The 22,588-nt window shown below is 45.1% G+C and carries 15 protein-coding genes; 4 read left to right on the plus strand and 11 right to left on the minus strand.

The genetic code is table 11. The annotated features are described in order from the left end of the window. Positions 1 to 245 precede the first annotated feature (245 nt). From AR543_RS15125 to AR543_RS15140, 4 genes are all read right to left on the minus strand, one after another. The gene (locus AR543_RS15125; RefSeq protein ID WP_060535299.1) at positions 246 to 1,943 is read right to left on the minus strand and encodes a copper amine oxidase N-terminal domain-containing protein; all 1,698 of its coding nucleotides are present in this window, start codon (positions 1,941 to 1,943) and stop codon (positions 246 to 248) included. Positions 1,944 to 2,358: 415 nt separating this feature from the next. Then, positions 2,359 to 3,387: an NADH:flavin oxidoreductase/NADH oxidase gene (locus AR543_RS15130; protein WP_060535300.1), complete on the minus strand. Its 1,029-nt coding sequence runs from the start codon at positions 3,385 to 3,387 to the stop codon at positions 2,359 to 2,361. A gap of 641 nt (positions 3,388 to 4,028) precedes the next feature. After that, positions 4,029 to 4,751 (minus strand): amino acid ABC transporter ATP-binding protein, encoded by a 723-nt coding sequence (locus AR543_RS15135; protein ID WP_060535301.1) that lies wholly within the window; start codon positions 4,749 to 4,751, stop codon positions 4,029 to 4,031. Beyond that, the gene (locus AR543_RS15140) at positions 4,738 to 6,195 is read right to left on the minus strand and encodes an ABC transporter substrate-binding protein/permease (protein WP_418304198.1); all 1,458 of its coding nucleotides are present in this window, start codon (positions 6,193 to 6,195) and stop codon (positions 4,738 to 4,740) included. Before AR543_RS15140 ends, AR543_RS15135 begins: the two co-directional genes overlap by 14 nt. Positions 6,196 to 6,509: 314 nt before the next feature. Here AR543_RS15140 and AR543_RS15145 point away from each other — a divergent pair, with 314 nt between their 5' ends. Further along, complete coding sequence (locus tag AR543_RS15145) at positions 6,510 to 7,700, plus strand: M20 family metallopeptidase (protein ID WP_060535302.1); 1,191 nt, start codon at positions 6,510 to 6,512, stop codon at positions 7,698 to 7,700. 307 nt (positions 7,701 to 8,007) lie between these two features. Next, positions 8,008 to 9,090: a glycine-rich domain-containing protein gene (locus tag AR543_RS15150; protein ID WP_060535303.1), complete on the plus strand. Its 1,083-nt coding sequence runs from the start codon at positions 8,008 to 8,010 to the stop codon at positions 9,088 to 9,090. Between the two features lie 120 nt (positions 9,091 to 9,210). On the opposite strand, the gene AR543_RS15155 is transcribed toward AR543_RS15150, so the two are convergent. Together AR543_RS15155 and AR543_RS15160 are read right to left on the minus strand one after the other, a co-directional pair. Next, the gene (locus tag AR543_RS15155; protein WP_158523977.1) at positions 9,211 to 9,750 is read right to left on the minus strand and encodes a hypothetical protein; all 540 of its coding nucleotides are present in this window, start codon (positions 9,748 to 9,750) and stop codon (positions 9,211 to 9,213) included. 34 nt (positions 9,751 to 9,784) lie between these two features. Beyond that, positions 9,785 to 10,165, minus strand: coding sequence for a hypothetical protein (locus AR543_RS15160; protein WP_060535305.1), 381 nt, complete (start codon positions 10,163 to 10,165; stop codon positions 9,785 to 9,787). A gap of 352 nt (positions 10,166 to 10,517) precedes the next feature. Here AR543_RS15160 and AR543_RS15165 point away from each other — a divergent pair, with 352 nt between their 5' ends. Continuing rightward, entirely contained in the window at positions 10,518 to 11,750 is a 1,233-nt protein-coding gene (locus AR543_RS15165; RefSeq protein ID WP_060535306.1) for an MFS transporter, read from the plus strand. Positions 11,751 to 12,055: 305 nt separating this feature from the next. Here the strand turns inward: AR543_RS15165 and AR543_RS15170 are convergent, their stop codons facing one another. The 4 genes from AR543_RS15170 to glgB form a co-directional block, all read right to left on the minus strand. After that, entirely contained in the window at positions 12,056 to 13,033 is a 978-nt protein-coding gene (locus AR543_RS15170; RefSeq protein WP_060535307.1) for an ABC transporter substrate-binding protein, read from the minus strand. Between the two features lie 295 nt (positions 13,034 to 13,328). After that, complete coding sequence (locus tag AR543_RS15175) at positions 13,329 to 16,085, minus strand: PAS domain S-box protein (RefSeq protein ID WP_060535308.1); 2,757 nt, start codon at positions 16,083 to 16,085, stop codon at positions 13,329 to 13,331. A gap of 340 nt (positions 16,086 to 16,425) precedes the next feature. Continuing rightward, a complete protein-coding gene (gene glgA, locus AR543_RS15180) occupies positions 16,426 to 17,856 on the minus strand; it encodes a glycogen synthase GlgA (RefSeq protein WP_060535309.1) in 1,431 nt (476 codons plus the stop codon). A 72-nt stretch (positions 17,857 to 17,928) separates the two neighbouring features. Further along, positions 17,929 to 19,848 carry a 1,4-alpha-glucan branching protein GlgB gene (glgB, locus tag AR543_RS15185; RefSeq protein WP_060535310.1) on the minus strand — a complete coding sequence of 640 codons (1,920 nt, stop codon included), beginning with the start codon at positions 19,846 to 19,848 and terminating at the stop codon, positions 17,929 to 17,931. Positions 19,849 to 20,119: 271 nt separating this feature from the next. Between glgB and AR543_RS15190 the strand changes: the two genes are divergently transcribed. Further along, positions 20,120 to 21,331 (plus strand): glucose-1-phosphate adenylyltransferase, encoded by a 1,212-nt coding sequence (locus tag AR543_RS15190; protein ID WP_060535311.1) that lies wholly within the window; start codon positions 20,120 to 20,122, stop codon positions 21,329 to 21,331. Between the two features lie 177 nt (positions 21,332 to 21,508). Here the strand turns inward: AR543_RS15190 and AR543_RS24325 are convergent, their stop codons facing one another. Beyond that, positions 21,509 to 22,588 (minus strand): GNAT family N-acetyltransferase, encoded by a 1,080-nt coding sequence (locus AR543_RS24325; RefSeq protein ID WP_158523978.1) that lies wholly within the window; start codon positions 22,586 to 22,588, stop codon positions 21,509 to 21,511.

Below are 22,588 nucleotides of genomic sequence, written 5' to 3' on the forward strand. Positions count from 1 at the left end.
CCATATGAGCGATTTATACGCAGCTTGCTGTGCTTCTTCATTTATCCAAGTATAAAAATATACAAAAAAGCCCTGCCGTGATGATGGCAGGGCTTTTGCTATTCGAGATGTTACCTGAATCTATTGAGATATTATAATGGGGATACTGGAGATATTTTAGTTGATCTTAAAACATTTTGTTGATCTTAAAACATTTTGTTGATCTTAAAGCACTTTAATGAAGCTATATAAAATGGAAGGGCTGCTTACATCGATTTGGTCAATGTAATAGAACCGTCGTTTTTGTCCCATTTCACATCCCAGCCTAGCAGTTCTGTAATCGAACGCAGAGGTACAACCGTACGTCCATCTTTGTTGACCATAGCCGCTGCATCAAGCTGTTTGTTTTGTCCATTCACGCTCACTGTATCTTTGCCGACCCAGAATTTCATTGTATCAGAACCTGCCATAACCGTAGCTTCGCCTTTTTTGGCATTCCAGCTTACTTTGGCACCGATTCCTTCACCCAGATAGCGAAGCGGAATATACGTCGTACCATTCATCACCATAGGCATTGTATCCATCATGGTTGTTTTGTCGTTGATTTTCAGTGATTTGCTGTTCAGCTTCATCCAAATCGTCATCATCGAGCTGTTCGAAGCAGCAAGCTCGGTTGCAGCAGGTTGATCCATCGCTGGCTGCTGTGGCGCTGGCTGTTCCATCATAGGCTGTTGTGGTGTCGGTTGTGCGGTACCTGTCATAAATTTGTCGGGATTCTGTTTGACGATAGCACCGCCCAGTGCTTCACCGATACCAAACATTGTTTTATAGCCTTCACGATCAGCCTGGTAAGCTGCGGCGTAGTTTTTCGCAGCATAGTTATCGATGACTTTTTGTACCTGATCTTCATGCGTCATCAGTGCTTGTTCGGCTGCGGCTGCAGGCAGGTTATTGGCTGTCGCTGTACCCAGGAATGCTGCAAATTCCTTGGTGAAATCGGTAATACGATTTTTCACTGTTTCCAGCGCTGGTTGATCGCCTTTTTTGAGTGCATCTACATAATCACTCTGGGCTTTGATATGATTGGTTACCCAGATTTTCTCGAATTGATCGGCTCCTGCATTGCCATAGATAGAAGCAATCGCTGCTTTGAAATCAGCGGTATTGCCTGCTTCGGCATCAATCAGTGCCTGGGAATCCGCTTTGCCATCGTACTGCTTTTGCATTTGCAGTACAGACAGGGCAAAGTGTTCCGCTGCCAGATGGTTCAGGGCAGAACGCAGATCTGCCGCAGGTGTATCGACAGTGCTGTTATCAAACATCGACGGATTCTGGGATACGATAGCACCGGATAGTGCTTTACTGATCGTAAACATTGTATTCAGACCTTCACGATACTCGGTATATGCGCCTTTATAATCACCGGCTACATATTTCTCAAATACATCCTGTACTTCATCTTCATGAAGACGGATTGCCTGTTCAGCTGCCTGCTCGGGGAGCTTGCCGCCGGTCGCTTTGGACAGGAAATCCGCAAATTCATCGACAAATCCCTGTACATTGGCTTCTGCCTGTTTGACAGCTTCCTGGTTGTTCATTTTGGTCGCTTTGACCAGGTCATCTGTGTATTTGTTGTGTGCCCGGAAAATGCGTTCAAACTCGGCAGCTGCTTGTTTGCCGTAGATTGATTCAATAGCCGGCTGCATATCGACAGCATTCTGATCGAGTGCATCATAGGCTTCCTTGGCATCTGGTGCACCTTCATAAGCTTTGGTCATTGCAGTCACGGCAAGTGCAAAATGTTCGGATAACAGATAATCCAGTCCTGCACGTAAATCAGCTGCTTTGGTACTTACGGTAGGGGCCATCGGCGTCGATGATGTATTGTCTGCTGCAAAAGCTCCTGCTGCCGGAACGAGCAAGGATAAAGATAGTACAGGTGCGATAATTTTTTTCATCTTCATAAATAGTCTCCTTTGTAAGTCAGGTTAGTGTTGATCATTCTTACTCCTATCAACGCGCCGGGATAAAAGATGGATCACTTTGTTGTTAAAATTTTATTCATTTCTGGTTCTGCTTCATTGTAAAAGAGACCTCAAACCATGATGGCAGTAAGGATAACTAGCTAATTTTTTTAAAAAAAATGATTAATAAATCAATTTGCGAATGATGCAAAAAATGCAGTAAAAAAAGCCATTATTTCCTAGTTATTAAGAAATAATGGCTTTTGATAATAAGATTAGTTGATAACTATACATACAGCTTTACACTTCTAACATAAATACAGCCTTGCACTTCTAAACTTCATCATATGGGATGAATGAAGTTAGGTATCCAGTCCTCGACATCATCCCTGAAAATCAGATTGTACCCGTCAAGTTAATGACGATATCCACGCGCATATTGTACAGGTACATCTGCTTCTGCTTGCAATGCTTTGGCTGCATGTACAGCCCAGTAAGGGTCACGTAGCATTGCACGTCCAATAGCCACCAGATCCGCCTGGTCATTCTCCAGTACCTGCTCGGCATCTTCGTACTCATCCAGAATACCTACTGCAATTACCGGCATATCCAGCGCGCGTTTCAGCTGGGCAGCCATCTCGACCTGATAACCCGGGCCTACTGGCATACCGCCTGCTCCAACCGGACCTTCACCACCAGATGATACATGCATGATATCCGCTCCAGCATCACGGTAACGGCGGCAGACCTCGGTGATATAATCTACATCATAACCACCGTCTACATATTCACGTGCAGAGACACGCATAATTACCGGCATGTCGGCAGGTACAACTTTCCGCACTGCCTGAACGACACGTTCGCCAAACAGTGGCAGATCCTGTCCATATTCGTCTTCACGCTGATTCACGAGCGGAGAATGGAATTGATGAATCAGATAACCATGTGCTCCATGAATTTCGACCGTATCGAATCCGGCTTCTACAGCGCGGCGCGCACCTTCAGCATATGCCTCGATCATCTCTTCCACTTCTGCTGTAGTCAGGGCGCGAGGCTCTTTGTAGCCTTCGCCATCATAACGTACAGCAGATGGGGCTACTGGCGGGTTGGCGTCTTCTGCTTTGCGACCGGCATGACCGAGCTGGATACCGATCTTGGTGCCATAGCTGTGTACTGCATCCACCATTTGACGATAGGCAGGAATAAAACGATCATCCCAGATTCCTGTATCCTGATCGGTAATGCGTCCATCTGGATGTACAGCTGTCATCTCTACGATGATCAGGCCCGTACCACCTACAGCGCGGCTAATATAATGAACTTGGTGCCAATCATTTGGCATGCCATCTTTGGTATCTACCGAATATTGACACATTGGCGGCATGACGACACGATTTTTGAGTTCCATATTTTTGAGTTTGTAAGGAGTAAATAATTTGGCCATCCTGAATTCCTCCAATAGAAGATATGTGTTATGCAATTAAATCAACAGTTATGATTATATAGCATATTACGAAATATAACAAAGTCTTCTCTTCTATTATTTGACGATTTCATCATATCTTTATTTGCTGCACCCTTTTACTGTACCCATCTGCTGAAGATGGTATTCAGTTTGTCCTTATTTTTAAAATACGATGATGTATTGGATCGCTCCATCGTAATTGATCATATTTTTTAATACCAAGTTCTTAATAACAAACGTTCCTCTAGAAGTGGCTACAATTAATAGTCTTATATCTGTAATTGGACTTACATCTGTAACTAATCGTATATCTGTAAATGGTCGCATACCTATAATTGGGTTCATATCTATAATAGGATGCATATCTACAACAAGCGAACACGCGGCAGATTCTCCAAATCATCGCTTATCACTAGCTGATTTGTTTGCAAGTAAAAAGCATACTGTATCCGGCTAGAATTCTTGACCGTGATACAGCATGCTTTTTGTTGATAATTTATAAAACGGAATAACCATTTTATGCAATACTCTATTCATTTATACATAGAAACGGTATTCACAGATAGGCTGAAAGCCGCTCGCCGTTTCTATTTTAATTGATAGCATCTTACTTTGCATTTTTATAGTACCTTGCTCAGGAAATCCTGGGTACGCGGATGGGTCGGAGCACCGAATACCTGCTCTGGTGGCCCCTGTTCCACGATCTGTCCGCCATCCATGAAGATGATACGGTCGCCTACTTCACGGGCGAAGCCCATTTCGTGCGTGACGATTACCATGGTCATTCCTTCGTGTGCCAGCTTCTGCATAACTTCCAATACTTCTCCGACCATCTCGGGATCAAGTGCAGACGTAGGCTCATCGAACAGCATCACATGCGGCTGCATCGCCAGTGCGCGTGCAATCGCGATCCGCTGCTTTTGTCCACCGGACAGCTGGTTGGGATACGTATCTCTTTTATCTTCCAGACCGACCGTATGCAGCAGATCCATAGCGATTTTTTCCGCTTCTGCCGGATTGGTCTTTTTGACCTTGATCGGAGCGAGCGTCAGATTTTGCAGAATCGTCTTATGCGGAAACAGATTGAAGTGCTGGAAGACCATGCCCATTTTTTTGCGGGCATTATCGATATCATACTTACGCTGGGTGATCAGCTCATCCTCGAAATAAATCTCGCCGGCAGTCGGCTGTTCCAGCAGATTCAGACAGCGCAGGAACGTACTTTTACCCGATCCACTCGGCCCGATCACTACGACAACCTCACCTTTGGCAATCTCCACATCTATACCGGTCAGTACTTCATTTTTACCAAATGACTTTTTGAGTCCTTTAACGTTTATCACTTACACTCCATCTCCTTTCCAGCATTCCAAGCAGCTTGGAAAGCACGAACGTCATGATAAAGTAAATCGCTGCAGCAATCAGCAGCGGGTTCAGCGCCGAATAGGTAATGCTTCGAACAGCCTGCGCCTGGAACATCAGATCAGCTACCCCGATAAAGGAAACAATCGATGATTCCTTGATAATAACGATAAATTCATTACCGATTGCCGGTAGTACACTCTTAACCGCCTGCGGAATAATAATGCTGCGCATCGTCATTCCGTGAGACATACCGAGTGAACGGGCCGCTTCCATCTGTCCACGATCCACACCCTGAATACCGGCACGGAAAATCTCTGCCAGATAAGCCGAGCTGTTAATGGATAATGTAATGATACCCGATTCCAGTACACTGAATTCAATATGGAATGTCTGGGCAATTCCGTAATGAATAATCAAGAGCTGTACCAGCATTGGCGTACCACGCAGAATCTCGGTATACGTTACAGCGATCCAGCGCAGGATACCTACATTGGACAAGCGGAACAGTGCAACTACCAGACCAATCAGGAAACCGAACAGTACGCCTGCCGCCGACAGCAGCAGTGTATACTGGATACCTTTGATATAGTACTGACGGTAGTCCCAGAAAATAGTGAAAATGTTATTGGACTTTTGTTGTTCGCCCGAGTTCAGAGCTGTAGCATCCTGAACAAACTTTTTGACCTGATCACCCTGCTTCAATTTAGCCAGAGTGCCATTAATATGACCGAGCAGCTCGGCATTGCCCTTTTTCACGGCAATCGCCATCTCGGTATCACTGTCCGGAATCGTAGCGGATGTAATTGCCAGATCGTCATGATTCGCGACCTGACCCTCGGCAACCGGGCCTTCCATGACAGCAGCATCTACGCGGCCGGATTCAAGAGATAATACAATATCGGCGATGCGATCTACAGAAGTCAGCTTAGCACCCTTGATATCTTTGGCGATGCCTTCCTGGATAGAACCTTTTTGTACACCGATCGCTGCACCCTGCAGGCTGTCTACCGATGTATATTTATCCTTGTCTTCCACACGGGTCATAATCACCTGGCGGGAAATATAATACGATTCGGAGAAGTCCACGTTCTGACGACGTTCTTCGGTCGGGGTCATCCCCGAAATAATCATATCGATCCGACCGCTGTTCAGCGCCGGCAGCAGACTGTCAAACGGAATATCCTGAATTTGCAGGGTCGCTCCCATATCAGCAGCAATCCGCTTGGCAATTTCTACATCGGAACCGACAATCTGGTCTGTTCCGTCAATTTTTTTGTGGAATTCATACGGCGGGAAGTCTGCGCTCAGACCGACCGTGATGACTTTCTGGTTGTCCTGTGCCGCAGAAGCCAGCGGAATTACTGTAAAGAACAACATGAGCATGCTCAGGCAGCATGCAAACCATGGTTTTAGTGCTTTCAACCTTCTATCTCCTTTACTCTGTTAAAATAATTTGCATTTTGTTGTACATTTTATGACTTGCTCGCATATCACTCAACCGGGTTATTATAAATGAAATTGTATGATTATTCAATCATTTTGTATATATTTCATTCATTTTTCAAAGAGAACGGTTTCATCGGTAAAGTACCTGTATGCTATACTCAGGTTATATCCAAAGTAGCCTAATAATCCGTTATAATGAAGTATAGTCGGAGTCAGACTATTCAATGACAGGATAGGTTTACTGTTATTGGCACTATTTATACCATTATACATAAAAGGAGTATACATCCATGAATCCTACCCTACTCAAAACCAAAATAAGCGAGCATATTCAGCAGCATGCCGAAGCGTTCAAAGCGGTATCCACCTATATCGGGCAAAATCCCGAATTGGGTAATGAAGAATACAAAGCTTCTGCCCGGCTCAAACAAGAGCTAGAATCCCACGGATTTCGTATCGAAGCGCCTGTGCTGGATATCGAGACTGCTTTTATTGCTACCTATACAGCAGCCAAGCCTGGACCTATTGCTGCCTTTATGTGTGAATATGATGCACTGCCCGAGATTGGACATGCGTGCGGTCACCATCTGATCTGCATGATGAGTGCCGGTGCTGCAATTGGTCTCAAATCGGTTATCGACGAGATTGGCGGTACGATTCGCGTCTATGGTACACCAGCCGAAGAAACACGCGGTGCCAAGGTTCCGATGGCAGCAGCTGGAATGTTCGATGATTGCGACTTTGCGATGATGGCCCATCCTTATTATGCTTATGAAGAATCAGGGATCTCGCTCGCTATGGATGCCCTGCAGTTTGAATATTTTGGTCAATCGGCTCATGCCGCTGCCAGTCCGCAGCACGGGATCAATGCACTGGATGCTATTTTGCAATTATTTAACGGTATCAATGCGATGCGTCAGCAGACGCGCAGCGATACACGTATTCATGGCATTATCAATCACGGCGGCGTTGCAGCCAATGTGATTCCTGATTATGCTTCTGCCCAATTCTATGTTCGTTCTGGCAGCCGCAGCTACACAAATGAGCTGGTAGAACGGGTCAAACAGGTCGCTCAGGGAGCTGCTCTGCAGACAGGCTGTCGACTGGAAATCTCCAATTACGAATATTCCTATGACGAGCTGATCACCAACCAGATGCTGTCGGAGACTTTTACCCATAACCTGCTGAATCATGGCATCCGTCGCGAAGAGATCCATTCGGGTAAAGATGCCGGTTCACTGGATCTTGGCAATGTATCGGTACGCTGTCCGGCTATTCACCCATATGTGAAGATTACAGATGAGAAGCATGAGCTGCACAGCATCGGATTCCGTGATCGTGCTCAGGAGCCGCAAGCGCTGGAAGCCATGGTCTTTACCGCTACCCTGCTCGCTGAGACTGCTTTTGATGTAATGACCCAGCCGGATCTGCTGGCACGTATTCGTGCAGAGTTCGACGCTAAAGTAAATGCTTCGAATTGATTGCACCGGAACAATAGTAAAAAGCATGCTCAAGCACCTGACAGCAATCACTTTCTGTTCAAACCGCTGCTTTAATTTGAATATTAACCTTTGTATGTATTCCCTATTGTATTAATTTTGGTATAGAGTGTACGAACTATGTTGACTCTTGTGTTAACCGTGACTCAACTGCTGTCTTCTGCATAGAGCAATTATTTTTTCTGCCAGATCAAGGATTTGTTCTATGTTAACTGAATACCGATCCGTCCCTATGACCCTGACGCTTGCTTTATTCACAGTCAGGGTGCAACAAGACTGGAGGTTTTGTATGACAATTGTATTTTTTATACTACTTGCTGTGCTGATCATTATCATTGTACGTTCGAGAAATCTTCGGGGATATGGTCGTACAGGCAGAGTGAATGGACGCTTTTTCCAAAAGGTAGGTATGCCGCCATCGAATCTGGTGCCAGCAGGACATCCATGTGAACCACTGGCACGGCGGCTGGAGCAGTCGCTGCCATTCGATTATGAGCATCAACTTCGTCAACGTGTATTGACCGAGCATCCTGAACTAAGCGAGGAAGAATGGGCCTGGCGCTGGACGGAGATGAAGCGATATCTGCTGATATGCGCCCTGTTTCGCCAGATGCCTATGTTCAGTTCAAGGGTAGATGATATCTGGCATGAAATGCTGATGTTTACGAGAGAGTACCAACAGTTCTGTGATCGGTTCTATGGATATATGCTGCATCATTCCCCACATGGCGGATCACTGTTCCAGCCCGATCAGCGGGCATTGTTTGATTGGGCCTATGCGGAATTATTTCCGATTACAAGAGCCAATGCCTATATATGGGGAGGCTTTTTCCAGTATCCGCTGGATAAGGATATGATGAACAATATGCTGGCGTTTAACCCGCATCAGGCAGAGTATTCGCTATTTAATGGAGCTGCCTATACGAATATTCCGGAGGCACGGGAAGGTATCGATTATCTGATTCAGCGCTTCCGCGCTCACAGTCAGGCGGTACTGAACCATACTCCGCCTGGTACACGCATCGATCGTTCGCGCCGGGATAGTAATGCAGACAGTGACGATATGCCTGCATATGCAGATCGCTATGGACTCGGCACAGCAAGTGCTGCTGCCGTATATTATTCCCATGATAATCCATGGAATTTCAGCTCGGTGATGCATTCCCATCTCCCCTCAGATGTACAGCAGCAGCAAAACAACTCGGGCTCTTCCTGCGGTACCGGATATTCGGCAACGAATGATACGTACGGGCATCACTCGCATGATGGACATAATCACTCTTCCGGAAGTTCATGCAGCAGCAGTTCGTGCAGTGGCGGCAGCTCCTGCAGCAGCGGCGGAAGTTCTTGCGGTGGCGGCGGTGGTGAATAACTGCGTTAGTGCTTTGTAATCATTTATTACTTTGAGACACTTCGACAAAATGAAAACAACAACAAAAGGACACTGATGATCAATATGATCATCAGTATCCTTTTTCCATAAGCTATCCTGTTATTCGATTGGTAACCGTGCATTTTTAAGCTTGATCCAACCATTAGAGTCATCATAACCACTGATCGTAGCGATCATCTCTATATCAGGGTAAATATTTTTAACTTGAGCGTTTTGAGCAAATTCATCATAAGAAGCCAATCCTGGATATTTGGTGTGATTTAATCGTACAATTATTCCTTGAGGATATATGACTTCAATTACAGCTTTTACTTCTTGCCCTACCACATTTTCTTTTTTGGTCTGTTCCCATTCACTCATATAATCAGCATTCAATTTGACCCATTCATTTTCAAAATCTGCTTTTTGTAATGGATCCAGCATAGAGTCTGCCAAATCAATAGGATGTTCAGCCATATAAAATTGAGAATCTCTTTGATTGGATAGTTTAGAATTTTTCCCTTCTTGTTTAACGATTTGCCTCAATACAATTCCGTTCTCATCTGATTCATAGTACCATTCTTCGGTAAATTCCTTATAAATAAAGTAAAACATTAGCAGGCCCCTCTCTTCCCAAGCACCAAAAATTTCGAAATACATACTGCTAATCAAATAGGGATATTACATCTATTCTTCAGTACTTTACATCAAATAAAGTTATTTTATCCAATAATATTTTTACAAAACTCCCAGAAGGAACAGGGCTTTTTATTTCCAGAGAGATTATAGATTCTCCCAACCTTAAAATGGCATAACCATCCTCTTCAATCGATTCGAGATAACCTGTCAGATAGATTGTTTCTTTTTCCATGCCTATCCGAAATTGATATTCATCGCATATTTCCAGATTCTCTCCCAACACGAGTATTTCTTCAATTTCGATCTCAACAATATAAGCTTTACCTTCTTCAGGTAATTCCCCGTTCCAATAAGCTACTGCTTTACCATACTCTGTTGAAAAATGCACCTTACAGTTACCATGCACTATATTTGTTTTCTCGATTTCTATTCTCAATTCACTTATTCTCCTATTGCTTTATTCACAGTAAACAAACATTTACAATTGTAATTCCATTTATAGTCTTTTAATATCCAAATTCTCCTGCTATTCATCGAGGATATTCTATTAAGATCGTCTTGTCCAATTATCCAATACATTAAGATAGACCATGCAAAAAGAGCTTATGATACAATAAGAACAAATTTAAAACCGAAAGGAGATTTTAGAAACGACTATGCTAAAAATAGTAGATTAGTTTACATACCGATTCAATAATTGTTCAAACAAGGAGAATAGAAGTACAATAACATTTAATAATTCTCCTTCCTGCTACTATCTTACCTACTACCGGAGGAACTAACACATTATGACACGCACCTTTTTTCCACGCTTGCAAGGCAATAGCCGCGGCTGTCTTGCTTTTGAACCTTTTTTTCTGATTCCTTACAGCATGGTGATGACCTATGCCACCCTGTATATGTATGAACTTGGTGTAAGCGAGACGGCTATCGGCTGGATCACGACACTTAGCCTGATTGTACAGGTATTCTCCTCTTTTATCAGTGGGTATCTGACCGACCGAATGGGTCGTAAAAAGGCCGTATTGTATTTTGATATACTAAGCTGGAGTATCGCTGCCATTCTGTGGGCGGTCTCGCAAAATGTCTGGTTTTTTGTTGCTGCTGCGCTGGTGAATGGATTTCAGCGTGTGCCTTCGACTGCTTTTTATTGCCTGGTCGTCGAGGATACCAAGCCGGCTGATCGTACTTATGTTTTTACACTGCTGCAGATTATTAGTGTAATCGGGGGTCTGTTTGCTCCGCTTGGCGGTCTGCTTGTCTACGCTTATGGTCTGGTCCCCGGCACCAGAATTATGTATGCGCTCGCATTTTTACTGATGACGTTTCAATTCGTTGGCAGGCATCTGACTACGCGTGAGACCGAGATGGGCTACCGCAAAATGAAGGAAACCCGCGAGCTTGGTCTTGGCAAAAGTCTGATCGACTACGCGGGAGCAATCAAGGAGATTACCGCCAGCAAAACCCTGCTGCTGATCTTCAGTGTCTATGTATTGTTTAACTTTCAGACGACGCTCAAAACGACCTATCTCTCACTCTACATGGCCGATTATCTTAATGTAGACAGCGATCTGATCTCGCTCGTACCTGCGGTATCTTCTGTTGTAATGCTGCTGGTGCTCTGGCTGCTCACGCCACGTATTCCGGAGCAGGCTATTTACAAGTCGATGATGGCTGGATTCCTGCTATCGGTATTATCCAATCTGATGCTGGTGATCGGGCCGACTACGAATCTGGGCTGGATCGCTGCTAGTACCATTATAGCCGCTGTCGGCATGATGATCAGTTCTCCTTATCTGGAGGCTGCTGTTGCCAATGCGATAGACGATGAGAAGCGGGCTAAAATTTTCTCCATGTTGTCCGTACTGATTCTGCTGATCACTTCACCAGCAGGTATTATCGGCGGCTGGGCATATACTTTTGATCCGCGTATTCCGGTTTGGCTGATTATTCTGGCTTTTGGAGCAGCGTATCTATTAATTATGCGCTACCAAAATCGCAATGTGCAGAGTGCTGTATAAAAGCAGACTGTTAGCCAAAAGGCAGGCAGTATAACTAATCCCTATCCGCCATGGCTAGTATGGCTAGTATGGCTAGTATGGCTAGTATGGCTAGTATGGCTAGTATGAAATGGTGACTTAATTCCTTCAGATAATCAAACCTGGATCATGGTCTTTCATAAAATCATTCACATTCTTTTCATAAATCAGAAAGTATCGATCTTTATACATAAAAAGTGCGCAGTTCCCTGTTCAGCAGGCGACTGCGCACTTTTTATATGAAAATATCACATGTATCCGATGATAAGTCTCGGCTCCATTCTGTTTTACTTGGACTGTGCCTTACCGGTAAGCAGATCTATTGCATTTTGCCCAATCTTCTCGGCGGGTGTGATTCCGCGGAAACGGGTCCAGATATCACGGTCTACCATATATACCTGATTGTTTTTGACAGCCTTGAGGTTATTCCATACCGGCAGCTTTTTCCACTCATTCGTAATCGCTTCGGAATCGTCTGTAGCGATAAAGATGATATCCGGGTCCAGTGAAGTAATTGTCTCCAGATTGGTATCTGGATACGGATCCGCGCTTGTTCCTTTTACTACGTTATCAAAACCAAGATCCTGCAAAACAGCGCCTGCATAGGAAGCAGTAGTATGAGCATTGAAGCCATCTTTACGCGCTACACCGATCAGTACTCTTTTTTCTTTGAGAGCATCCGCCTGTTTTTTGAGATCAGCCATGATCTGGTCATGCTGCTGCAGACGCTGCTTGGCTTCTTCTTCTTTGCCTACGGCTTTGGCAATCACTTCAAAATCTTTCAGACTGTCCTCGTATGATCCTTTGCGGCTGTTCAGTACAATGGTAGGAGCAATCTGATCCAGCTGCTGCTTAATTTTGGAATGACGATCGGTATCTGCAATAATCAGATCGGGGGCAACACCGGCGATTTTCTCCAAATCTGGCGTTTCCCGTTCACCCATTGGCATATACTCAATCGATTTTCCAGCTAGCTTGTTCATTGCTTCGGGTTTGTTATCGTCGGCAATACCTGCCGGTGTAATCCCCAGTGCCAGCAAATCATCGGCAAAAGACCATTCGAGCGCGACTACATTTTTGGCAGGTGCTTGAAGTGTAGTACTGCCCATATCATGCTCTATCGTAATCGCGGATACTGCTGGAGTAGCAGATGCACCGCTGTTTGATGAAGTTCCTGTGCTTTTTGCAGCATTTCCACAGCCCGCGAGGATAGCTGTACATGTACCTGCGATCAACAGGCTTTTAATCCATTGATGTACTTTCATAGTGTAAGTCTCCTTCATATGTAAACTTGATTGATTGATAATGATAATTATTATCAACTTTTATAGTATAGCGGTTTATCGCTTTAAAGTAAACCTCCAGTACAAACCATTTACCGGGATGCTCTGTGTTCTTACATGGTGTATCCCATCTACAACTTATCCAATCTCTCCTGTGCAATAAAAATAAAGGATGCCTGTATACGTACCAGACATCCTTTTCTAGCTTAACAGCACCTATAAATATATTATTCACATACTTGCAAAATAAACATTCAAATCATCTGAAATAAAATCCTTATCCTCTAGATTTGCGCTGATAGATCACTTTTGCCCATCTCTCCAGGCTTTGTTCCACATCACTGATCCGCAGCGGCTTGGGAATAAAATCTTCCATGCCGCTTTCCATACAGAGCTGGCGCTCTTCCTTGCGGGCAAAAGCGGTTACCGCAACAATAATCGGCTGATGATCCAGCCCGTCCATTTGACGGATAAGGCGCGTCGCCTGAATCCCATCCATATGGGGCATATTTACATCCATGAAAATAATATCATAATCCTGCTGGCTGACTGCAGTAACGGCCTCCTGACCATTATAAACAATATCCGGCTGGTACCCTTTTTTGGTCAGAATCGTACGCAGTAGCTTTTGATTAATTAGATGGTCTTCGGCAATCAGAATGCGCAGCGGTCCATAACTTCCTTTATCCTGTTCCAGTTGGGGGAGAGATTCCGGAAGCTCTGTACTTAGTCCTGCATAATCTTCCACATTCAGCAATAGGGTAAAGGAGAAAGTCGCCCCCTGCCCTTCCTTGCTCTCCATCTGAACGTCTCCACCCATTAGCTCGATGATTTTTTTGCAGATAGATAAGCCCAGTCCTGTGCCTCCATGTCTGGCTGTTCCAATCTGGGAAAAAGGCTGGAACAGCTTGGCTTGCTGATCGGCTGGAATACCCATACCGGTATCCTGAACAGCAAACTCGATCATAATCAGGCTGCAATCGGGATGCGGCTTTCTCTGTACCGACAACATGACACCGCCCACATCGGTGAACTTGACCGCATTGCCCACCAGGTTAATCAGCACCTGACGCAGACGGTTGCCGTCACTGATAATAGACTCGGGCAGTGTAGGGTCCAGCCTTGTATTCAGGGTAATATTTTTATCCAACGCAGGCTTATCGAATAGCTCCGTAATCTGCTCCAGCAATTCTTCTAAATGAACCGGCTCATATTCCAGCTCCATACGGCCTGCTTCAATTTTGCTGAAATCAAGCAGCTCATTTACTATTTTTAGCAGAGCATTACTGCTATCCATAACGATATCTGCATATTCCTGCTGCTCCTGAGTCTCCAGGGTATCGCGAAGCAGATCCATCATACCGATCATACCGTTCATCGGTGTGCGGAGCTCGTGACTGATAATCGCCAGAAATTCCGATTTGGCGCGATCTGCCTGTTCTGCTACTTCGCGCGCCTGAATAATCTTGTTCTCTTCAGTGCGGTCACGAATCACGATAACAGCACCTATCCGCTGCCCATGATCGATAATCGGTGTTACCTGATAAGAAGCGAGAAAACTGGTATTATCTTTGCGCCAGAGGACTGCTTCGTCACGCTGACGAGTTTCCCCCTGTTGCAGCGCATCCAGAATAGGCGTACTTCCAGACAAAATAGGGCTACCATCGGGTTCACTCTGCTCCATATGAGGCAGCAGTTTGAGTCCCAGCATTTCCCCTTCTTCATAACCGAACATCTTTACAGCTGCCGGATTGACAAAGGTCGTTTGTCCATTCAGATCAATACCGAATATACCTTCGGACACAGATCCCAAAATTAGCTTCTGTTCATTACTTAATTTGTAAATTTGGTTCAGGTTCTTTTTACTTTCGGTAATATCCTGCACAATCGCATAGACACCGACCAGTTCATCTCCCACGTATATCGGAACATTAGTGACCTCGACATCTACCAGATGTCCATCTTTGTGAATCGTTCGCAGTTCATACAGACGTGTCTGCCCCTGCTTGGCTTTTTCAAAATTGGACTTGGTCCATTCCAGATCTTCCGCATAGACGAGCTTTTCAAATGAACTGCGCTTCAGTTCTTCCTCTGTATATCCGAGCATCTTCTGAAAACTGGCATTTGCCGATAAATAGTACCCTTCCAGACTGAGTGCATGAATACCCAATGGATTGAATTCGAACAGGGACTTGTACCGGCTTTCGCTTTCTTTTAGCCTGCGCGCCTGTTCACGTCGTTCGTGAATATTCCGGGTCACTCCAATAATGTATTCCCGTTCACCCTGCTCATTATAAATATATCGGCAGGTACTCTCGACCCAGATATACGATCCGTTTTTCAGAAGGTATCGGTAACTGACTGCATCGGACGCATTGGTCAGCTTGCCGTGACCGATATTCTCCAGATAATCACGTACATGGGGAAGATCGTCCGGATGAATATAACTCAGTCCGTCGGTACCCATTACTTCTTCTACTGTATAGCCGAACAAAGGTTCACAAGCCGGTGAAGCATATACATAGGTAGCTCCATAATCTGCTTTATGCTGGGATAAAAAGTCGGTTGTATGATTGGTTAAAAGCAGAAGCTGTCGTTCCCGATCCTGCAGCTGTTCTTCCATCACTTTGCGTATACTGATATCCCGAATAATCGCCAGCAGTTCAATTTCATTACCATTGACATCCTTGACCAGACGGCAGACAGCTTCTGCCCAGAAATAAGAGCCGTCTTTGCGCAGGTTACGGTATACTACCGTTACTGAATGGTTATCAATTAGCTCGGATTGAATCTGATGAACGACCTGCTGAAAATCATCCGGATGAACGTAGGCAAATCCGCTGGTTCCAAGCAGCTCATCGGGTGTATAGCCCATTAACTCTACACATGAAGGAGATACATCCAAATAGGTAGAGCTCTCATCCAATGAATGGCGGCTGATGAGATCACTGGTATAGTTCATAATACTCTGGTAATGATGCTTGATTTTTCGGAGTTCAGCGTATTCCTGGCTGCTAATAATCACTTCATTCATCCTCTATATACTCTCCCTCTTGATGGGCAAATCATTGCTTGACTGTAGTAGATTCCAATTGTCTGTGTATCTATTAATTTGCACCAATAGGTCCATCACTTATTACTAAAAGCTTGTTAACTTCACCTATAAACCAATAGACACTACGTATTATTCATTTTCACCATTATCCTCTATCTGCGAATCACTCTGCAATTACTCCAAATACAACAATACGGCTGCTTCCTACATATCAATCATTGTAGAAAAACAGCCGTATGTCGTTTAGTCAGCAAAATAGCTATATATAGATAATTAGCATATGCAGTTAAAGTAATCGTGATCCGGCGAAGCTATTCGATTATTGCTGTGCTTCGCGATAGACGTCCATGTATTCTCTGGCAGAAGTCTGCCAGCTGTAATCTCCACCCATGGCATTTTTCATAACCTGCTTCCAATGCTTGGGCTGATGATAAAAGGAAAGCGCACGGCGGATCGTATATAGCATATCATGCGCATTATACGAATGGAAAGTAAAACCTGTCCCTTCGCCTGTCATTTCGTTATAGGAATGGACAGTATCATTCAGTCCACCAGTCTCGCGTACGATCGGAATACTGCCGTAACGCAGAGCGAGCAGCTGGCTGATCCCGCATGGTTCGAACTTGGACGGCATCAGGAACATATCACTGCCGGCATACATCCGGCGCGCCACCCCTTCACTGAAGCGGATTTCCGCTGCCAGATTGCTTGGATGACGATACACGGCTTCACGGAACCAGTCTTCATAAGCCGATTCTCCTGTACCCAGCAGTACGAACTGTACATTATCATAGTACAGCAGTTCATCCAGCACACGGGTAATCAAATCCAGTCCTTTGGATTCTACCAGGCGGGTTACCATGGAAATAACCGGAACCTTGGGATCGACCGGCAGACCCAGTTCTTCCTGCAGCGCTTTTTTATTTTCCAGCCGTTTGCTGGTACCGCTGCGATAATGGGAAGACAGATACGGATCAGTAGCCGGATTATAGCTTTTGGTATCAATTCCGTTTACAATACCACGCAGCTTGCCACCCAGCGAGCGAAGCAGGCCATCCAGGCCGTAGCCGTAATACGGCATTTTAATCTCTTCCGCATATGTAGGGCTTACTGTAGTTACCCTGTCAGCAAAAACAATTCCTGCTTTCATGTAACTCACATTTCCGTAATACTCTACTCCTTCTGCATGGAAATAACGATCATCCAGACCGAACAGCGACCATAATACGGAATAAGGGAAAGTTCCCTGATAAAGCAGATTATGAATAGTAAAGACAGTACGGATATTCGAATAGAAAGGAACCGAATGATACTGGGCTTTGAGCAGCAGCGGAATCATACCCGTATGCCAGTCATGCGAATGAATAATATCAGGCTGGAAGTCTACGGCTGGCAGTATATCCAGAACTGCTCTGCTGAAGAAAGCAAACCGCTCTGCGTCATCTCCATAGCCATATACGCCGTCACGTCCAAAATAGTATTCATTGTCCAGCAGATAGAATGTAATACCGTCCTGCTTGAACTGCTTAATGCCGCAATACTGGCTGCGCCAGCCAATCTGCACCTGAATGACGGTTACGAGTGTTGCCTGGTTGCGTACGGATTCACTGATACTTTTGTAATTGGGCATAACGACACGAACATCGCATTTTTCTTTTTTCAGAGCTGCCGGCAGCGCTCCAATAACGTCAGCCAGACCTCCTGTTTTGATAAAAGGGTTGGCCTCGGCTGCTGCAAATAAAATATTCATCCTTATATCCTCCCTAACTTGAATTGGTCTGCATGGTGAATCTGTACAGTAAAACGGGAAACAATCAAGTATCTATACTTTCTTGCGTCTGGCTGTACTTCGTCTAAGGATGATCGCACTGAGCGGTGGCAGATTCAGTGTAATGCTGTTTTCCTGCTTGTTCCATTCGACTTTCTCGGATGCAGCAGTCTGCACCGTTCTGCCACCTGTTCCACCGAATCTTGGTTCGTCGCTGTTCCATATCTCGGTGTAGGTTCCTGCCTTGGGTACGCCCATACGATAATTGACTCGCGGTACCGGCTGGAAATTGATAGCAACCAGCAGCGTATCCGCAGGCTTTTTGCCTTTACGCATATAGGTGATGACACTGTTTTGTGCATCGTCCGCGTTTAGCCACTCATAGCCTTCCCAATCATGATCCCGTTCCCAGAGTGCAGGCGAGTTCAGATACAGCTGATTGAGCTCACGGGTATAATTTTGTGCTTTTTGATGCATTTCATAGTCAAGCAGCAGCCAGTCCAGCTGATCCTGATCTTTCCATTCGATAAACTGACCGAATTCGCCGCCCATAAACAGCAGCTTTTTGCCGGGATGGGTCATCTGATAAGCAAGCAGCAGACGAAGACCGGCAAACTTTTGTTCATACGTACCCGGCATTTTATCCAGCAATGACTTTTTGCCATGCACTACTTCATCATGTGACAGCGGCAGGGTGAAATTCTCCGAGTAGGCGTAGACGAGCGGGAAAGTCAGTTTGTTATGCTTGGATGGTCTGGCTTCAAACGAAGCTTCCACATAATCCAGCGTATCATTCATCCAGCCCATATTCCATTTATAGTTAAATCCAAGTCCATTTTCATGAGCAGGCTTGGTCACCCCCGGCCATGCATGAGACTCTTCCGCCATCATCAGCGCATACGGATGATACTGGAAAATCGTTTTGTTCAGCTGCTGCAAAAAGGAGATCGCCTCCAGATTTTCTACACCGCCATGCTGATTGGGCTTCCATCCTCCACCTTCACGTTCAAAATCAAGACGGATCATACTGGTTACCGCATCTACCCGCAATCCATCAAAATGATACATATCCATCCAGTACAGCGCACTGGAGATCAGGAAGCTGCGAACTTCCGGTTTGCCAAAATCGAACGATAATGTTCCCCAGCCACGCTTCTCTGCCCGGTCAGGATCGGCATATTCATACAGCGGCGTACCATCGAACATACGCAGACCATGTGCATCCTTGGTAAAGTGCCCCGGTACCCAATCCAGCAGCACACCAATACCTGCCTGATGACAGGTATCCACAAAATACATTAGCTCCTGCGGCGTTCCGTAGCGGCTGGTTGGCGCAAAATAGCCGGTACTCTGATAGCCCCAGGACAGATCATAAGGATGCTCTGTCAACGGCATGAGCTCTACATGCGTATATCCCATATCGACCAGATACGGCACCAGCAGTTCTGCCAGCTCTGTATAGCTGTACAGACTTCCATCTTCTTTTTGACGCCAGGTGCCAAAATGCATTTCGTAAATATTCAGCGGACGCTGATATGGCAGACGACGCTTGCGCTTCCAGGCAGCATCTTTCCATTTGTAACCGTCCAGTGATTTGACTACCGAAGCTGTAGCCGGACGCACTTCGGCATGAACGGCAAACGGATCCGCTTTGAAAAAAACATCGTTGCTCGATGAAGTGATCACATATTTGTATACTGTTCCTTCGGAGATATCGGCGACAAAGCCGCTCCATACCCCCGATTCATCTAACTTATGTAAAGGATATTCCTGCCCATCCCAGTTATTCCAGTCTCCTGCCACATTGACCTGTTTGGCATGAGGCGCCCATACGGTAAATCTGACACCCTTTTGTCCTTTTTCAGACGTCAAATGAGAGCCAAATTGACGATACGCATGATAGTTGGTTCCCTCATGAAAAAGATAAATTTCTTCTTCAGTAGGCAATTTATATTCTGTATATTTTTGTACCAAAATATCACCTCCACTAGTAGTAAACACCGCCGAAGCCTGATACCAAAATGGCTATCAGCTTTTAACCTTGATTATTACCCCATTTTAGCACGATTGAAAATAGGCAGTCACTGTAAATTATGTTGCTTCATCTAATGGCGTAAAACAGGGGAACAAAATTTCGGCTTTGATAATATTTTACAATCCTGTTGTTTCAAGGGCTATGTTGCAGGTTTATAAAACTAATACATTGTCAACTGAGCGTTGTCATGAAAATGGGAGGGAAAACGACATGAAAAATACAAACAAAGAATGCGTCGCTATGCTGCTGGCCGGAGGTGAAGGACGTAGATTAGCACCTCTGACGTCCATTGTTGCGAAGCCTGCCGTACCTTTTGGCGGAGACTACAAAATTATCGATTTTCCTCTTAGCAACTGTGTAAACTCCGGAATTGATACCGTGGGTGTACTGACTCAATATGAAGCGGAATCGTTGCACGATCATATTGGTCAGGGAGATTCCTGGTCCACAGATGCACTAAAAATGAACATTACCCTTCTGTCTTCCGAGACAACAGGTGAATATATGGGCACAGCAGATGCCATTTACAAAAACCTGGAATATATTGATGCCCTGAACCCGGAAAACATTCTGGTTCTGTCCGGCGATCATATTTACCATATGGATTACACTGAAATGTTGCAGTCCCACAAGGACAATCATGCCAAAGCAACCATCTCCGTGGTCGAAGTACCATGGGAAGAAGCGAGCCGCTTTGGTGTAATGAGTGTAGATGACAGCATGATGATTACCAAATTCTCCGAGAAACCGGCAGAACCGGAAAGCAATCTGGCTTCCATGGGAATTTACGTATTTGATTGGCAGTACCTGAGACAGCATCTTGTTGCGGATGCTGCCAAAGCGGATTCCAATCATGACTTTGGTAAAGACATTATTCCACAAATGCTGGCAGACGGTGAAAAAGTGGTAGCTTATGAATTCCTGGGCTACTGGAGAGATGTAGGTACAATCAACAGCCTGTGGGAAGCTCATATGGATATCCTGGAGCACAGCAAGCAGTTTGAACTGAAAAGAACAGACTGGCCAATGTTCTCAGCGGATCTGGAGACCGTATCCGATGCACAGAATACAGAAGCTCCTGATTGCTCTATGATCAGCAGCAAAGCGGTTCTCGAAGGCAATGTACAGCGCTCGGTTGTATTTAATGATTCCACGATCAGCAAACAAGCTGAAGTTATCGAGAGTGTGATTATGCCAGGAGCTTTTATCGGCAAAAACGCTCATATCGAATATGCGATTATTGCTGAAGGTGCAGTTATCAAGGACAACGCGATTGTTCAAGGTACCAAAGACGAGATCAAAGTCGTTGCTCCTTACGAAACAGTATATGCTAAACCATCTGTTCGTACGCAGCCTGCCATGCTGCTCAAAGAAGTATATGACAAATCCGGACGTGTACGCGCCGGCGGTATTTCTTCTTAATTTCAACCATACAAAAAGGCGGAGCTTATGCTCCGCCTTTTTATTATGAGTACGCACTTTTTGTTAATCCTTGCTATCTGCGACTACATACTATTTCAATACAGCAAATCATACTGCTGATTATTGGTGCATCATGGCTATTCTTTATACTATCCATCGTTTACGCAGTCTACCGAATTATCCATTTTCTGTTGTTTTGGAAAACGGATGCACACGCCATTCTTCTTCCAGAATGCTCATCTCATACAGACTGTAATATTGATTATTATGCTTTACTGCATCGCGCATATAACCTTCCTGTTGGAATCCCGTCGATTCGTACAGGGATTTGGCCTGCAGATTATAATCCAGTACTCCCAGCGTTATACGATGCATTCCCAGAGCATCAAATCCGATTCTCAGCGCTTCGCGGATCATCTGCCTGCCGTAACCTTTCCCTCTTGCTTCATGAGCTCCTACGAGCACACGGGAAATACGGGCAGATCGATTATCCCGATCAATGCGGGTCAGCGCAATATGTCCTATAACCTTATTGCTGATACGTTCAACCGCAGTATAGATCAGGCGATCCGAATACAATGGATGATTGGCATCCTGCACATACGTATCCAGATCACTCTCCTGTAATGGGTGCCGCCACTGCGGACCGCTCCATTGCAGGAGAAATTCAGCATCGCCTGACCACTTGATCAACTGTTTATAATCACGGTCTGTAAAATACTGCAGCCGAAGCTCATGATCATGAGCCCGCGGCAGCTTTTCATATAAGTTGGCTAGCTTGCCGCTCACCTCATGCGTAGCCATATAACGAAAATCATGCTGTTGATAAAAGCGATTCAATGGCAGCAGATCAGACATACAATCCAGACGCAGTCCTTTGTTTCCCTGCCGCTCTGCATACTGCTCTGCCCAATCCAGCATTGCAGCTCCTAGTCCGATAGAGCGAAAGCGTGGCGATACCGTCAAGCGATGCAGATATATATACTGTTCATCGTTTAGATGCTGCCAGTAATCGGCATCTTCTTTTTGCAGGGTAAACATCCCTGCTGGCTCTCCTGCCACTTCTGCAATATAAACCTCACGTTCCACAAAATAGCTATGGATCAACTCGGGTGTAAAAAGAGCACGTCTCCACTGACCGATTCCTTTGGCTTCCATCCAATCTGCTGCTTCGATCAGAAAATGCCGGACTATTTCCTGCTCTTCCAGCCCGGCTCTACGAATATGCACAGCCTTATTGGTGTCTGACAGATTCAT

It is taken from the genome of Paenibacillus bovis, from assembly GCF_001421015.2.
Taxonomy (GTDB): domain Bacteria; phylum Bacillota; class Bacilli; order Paenibacillales; family Paenibacillaceae; genus Saccharibacillus; species Saccharibacillus bovis.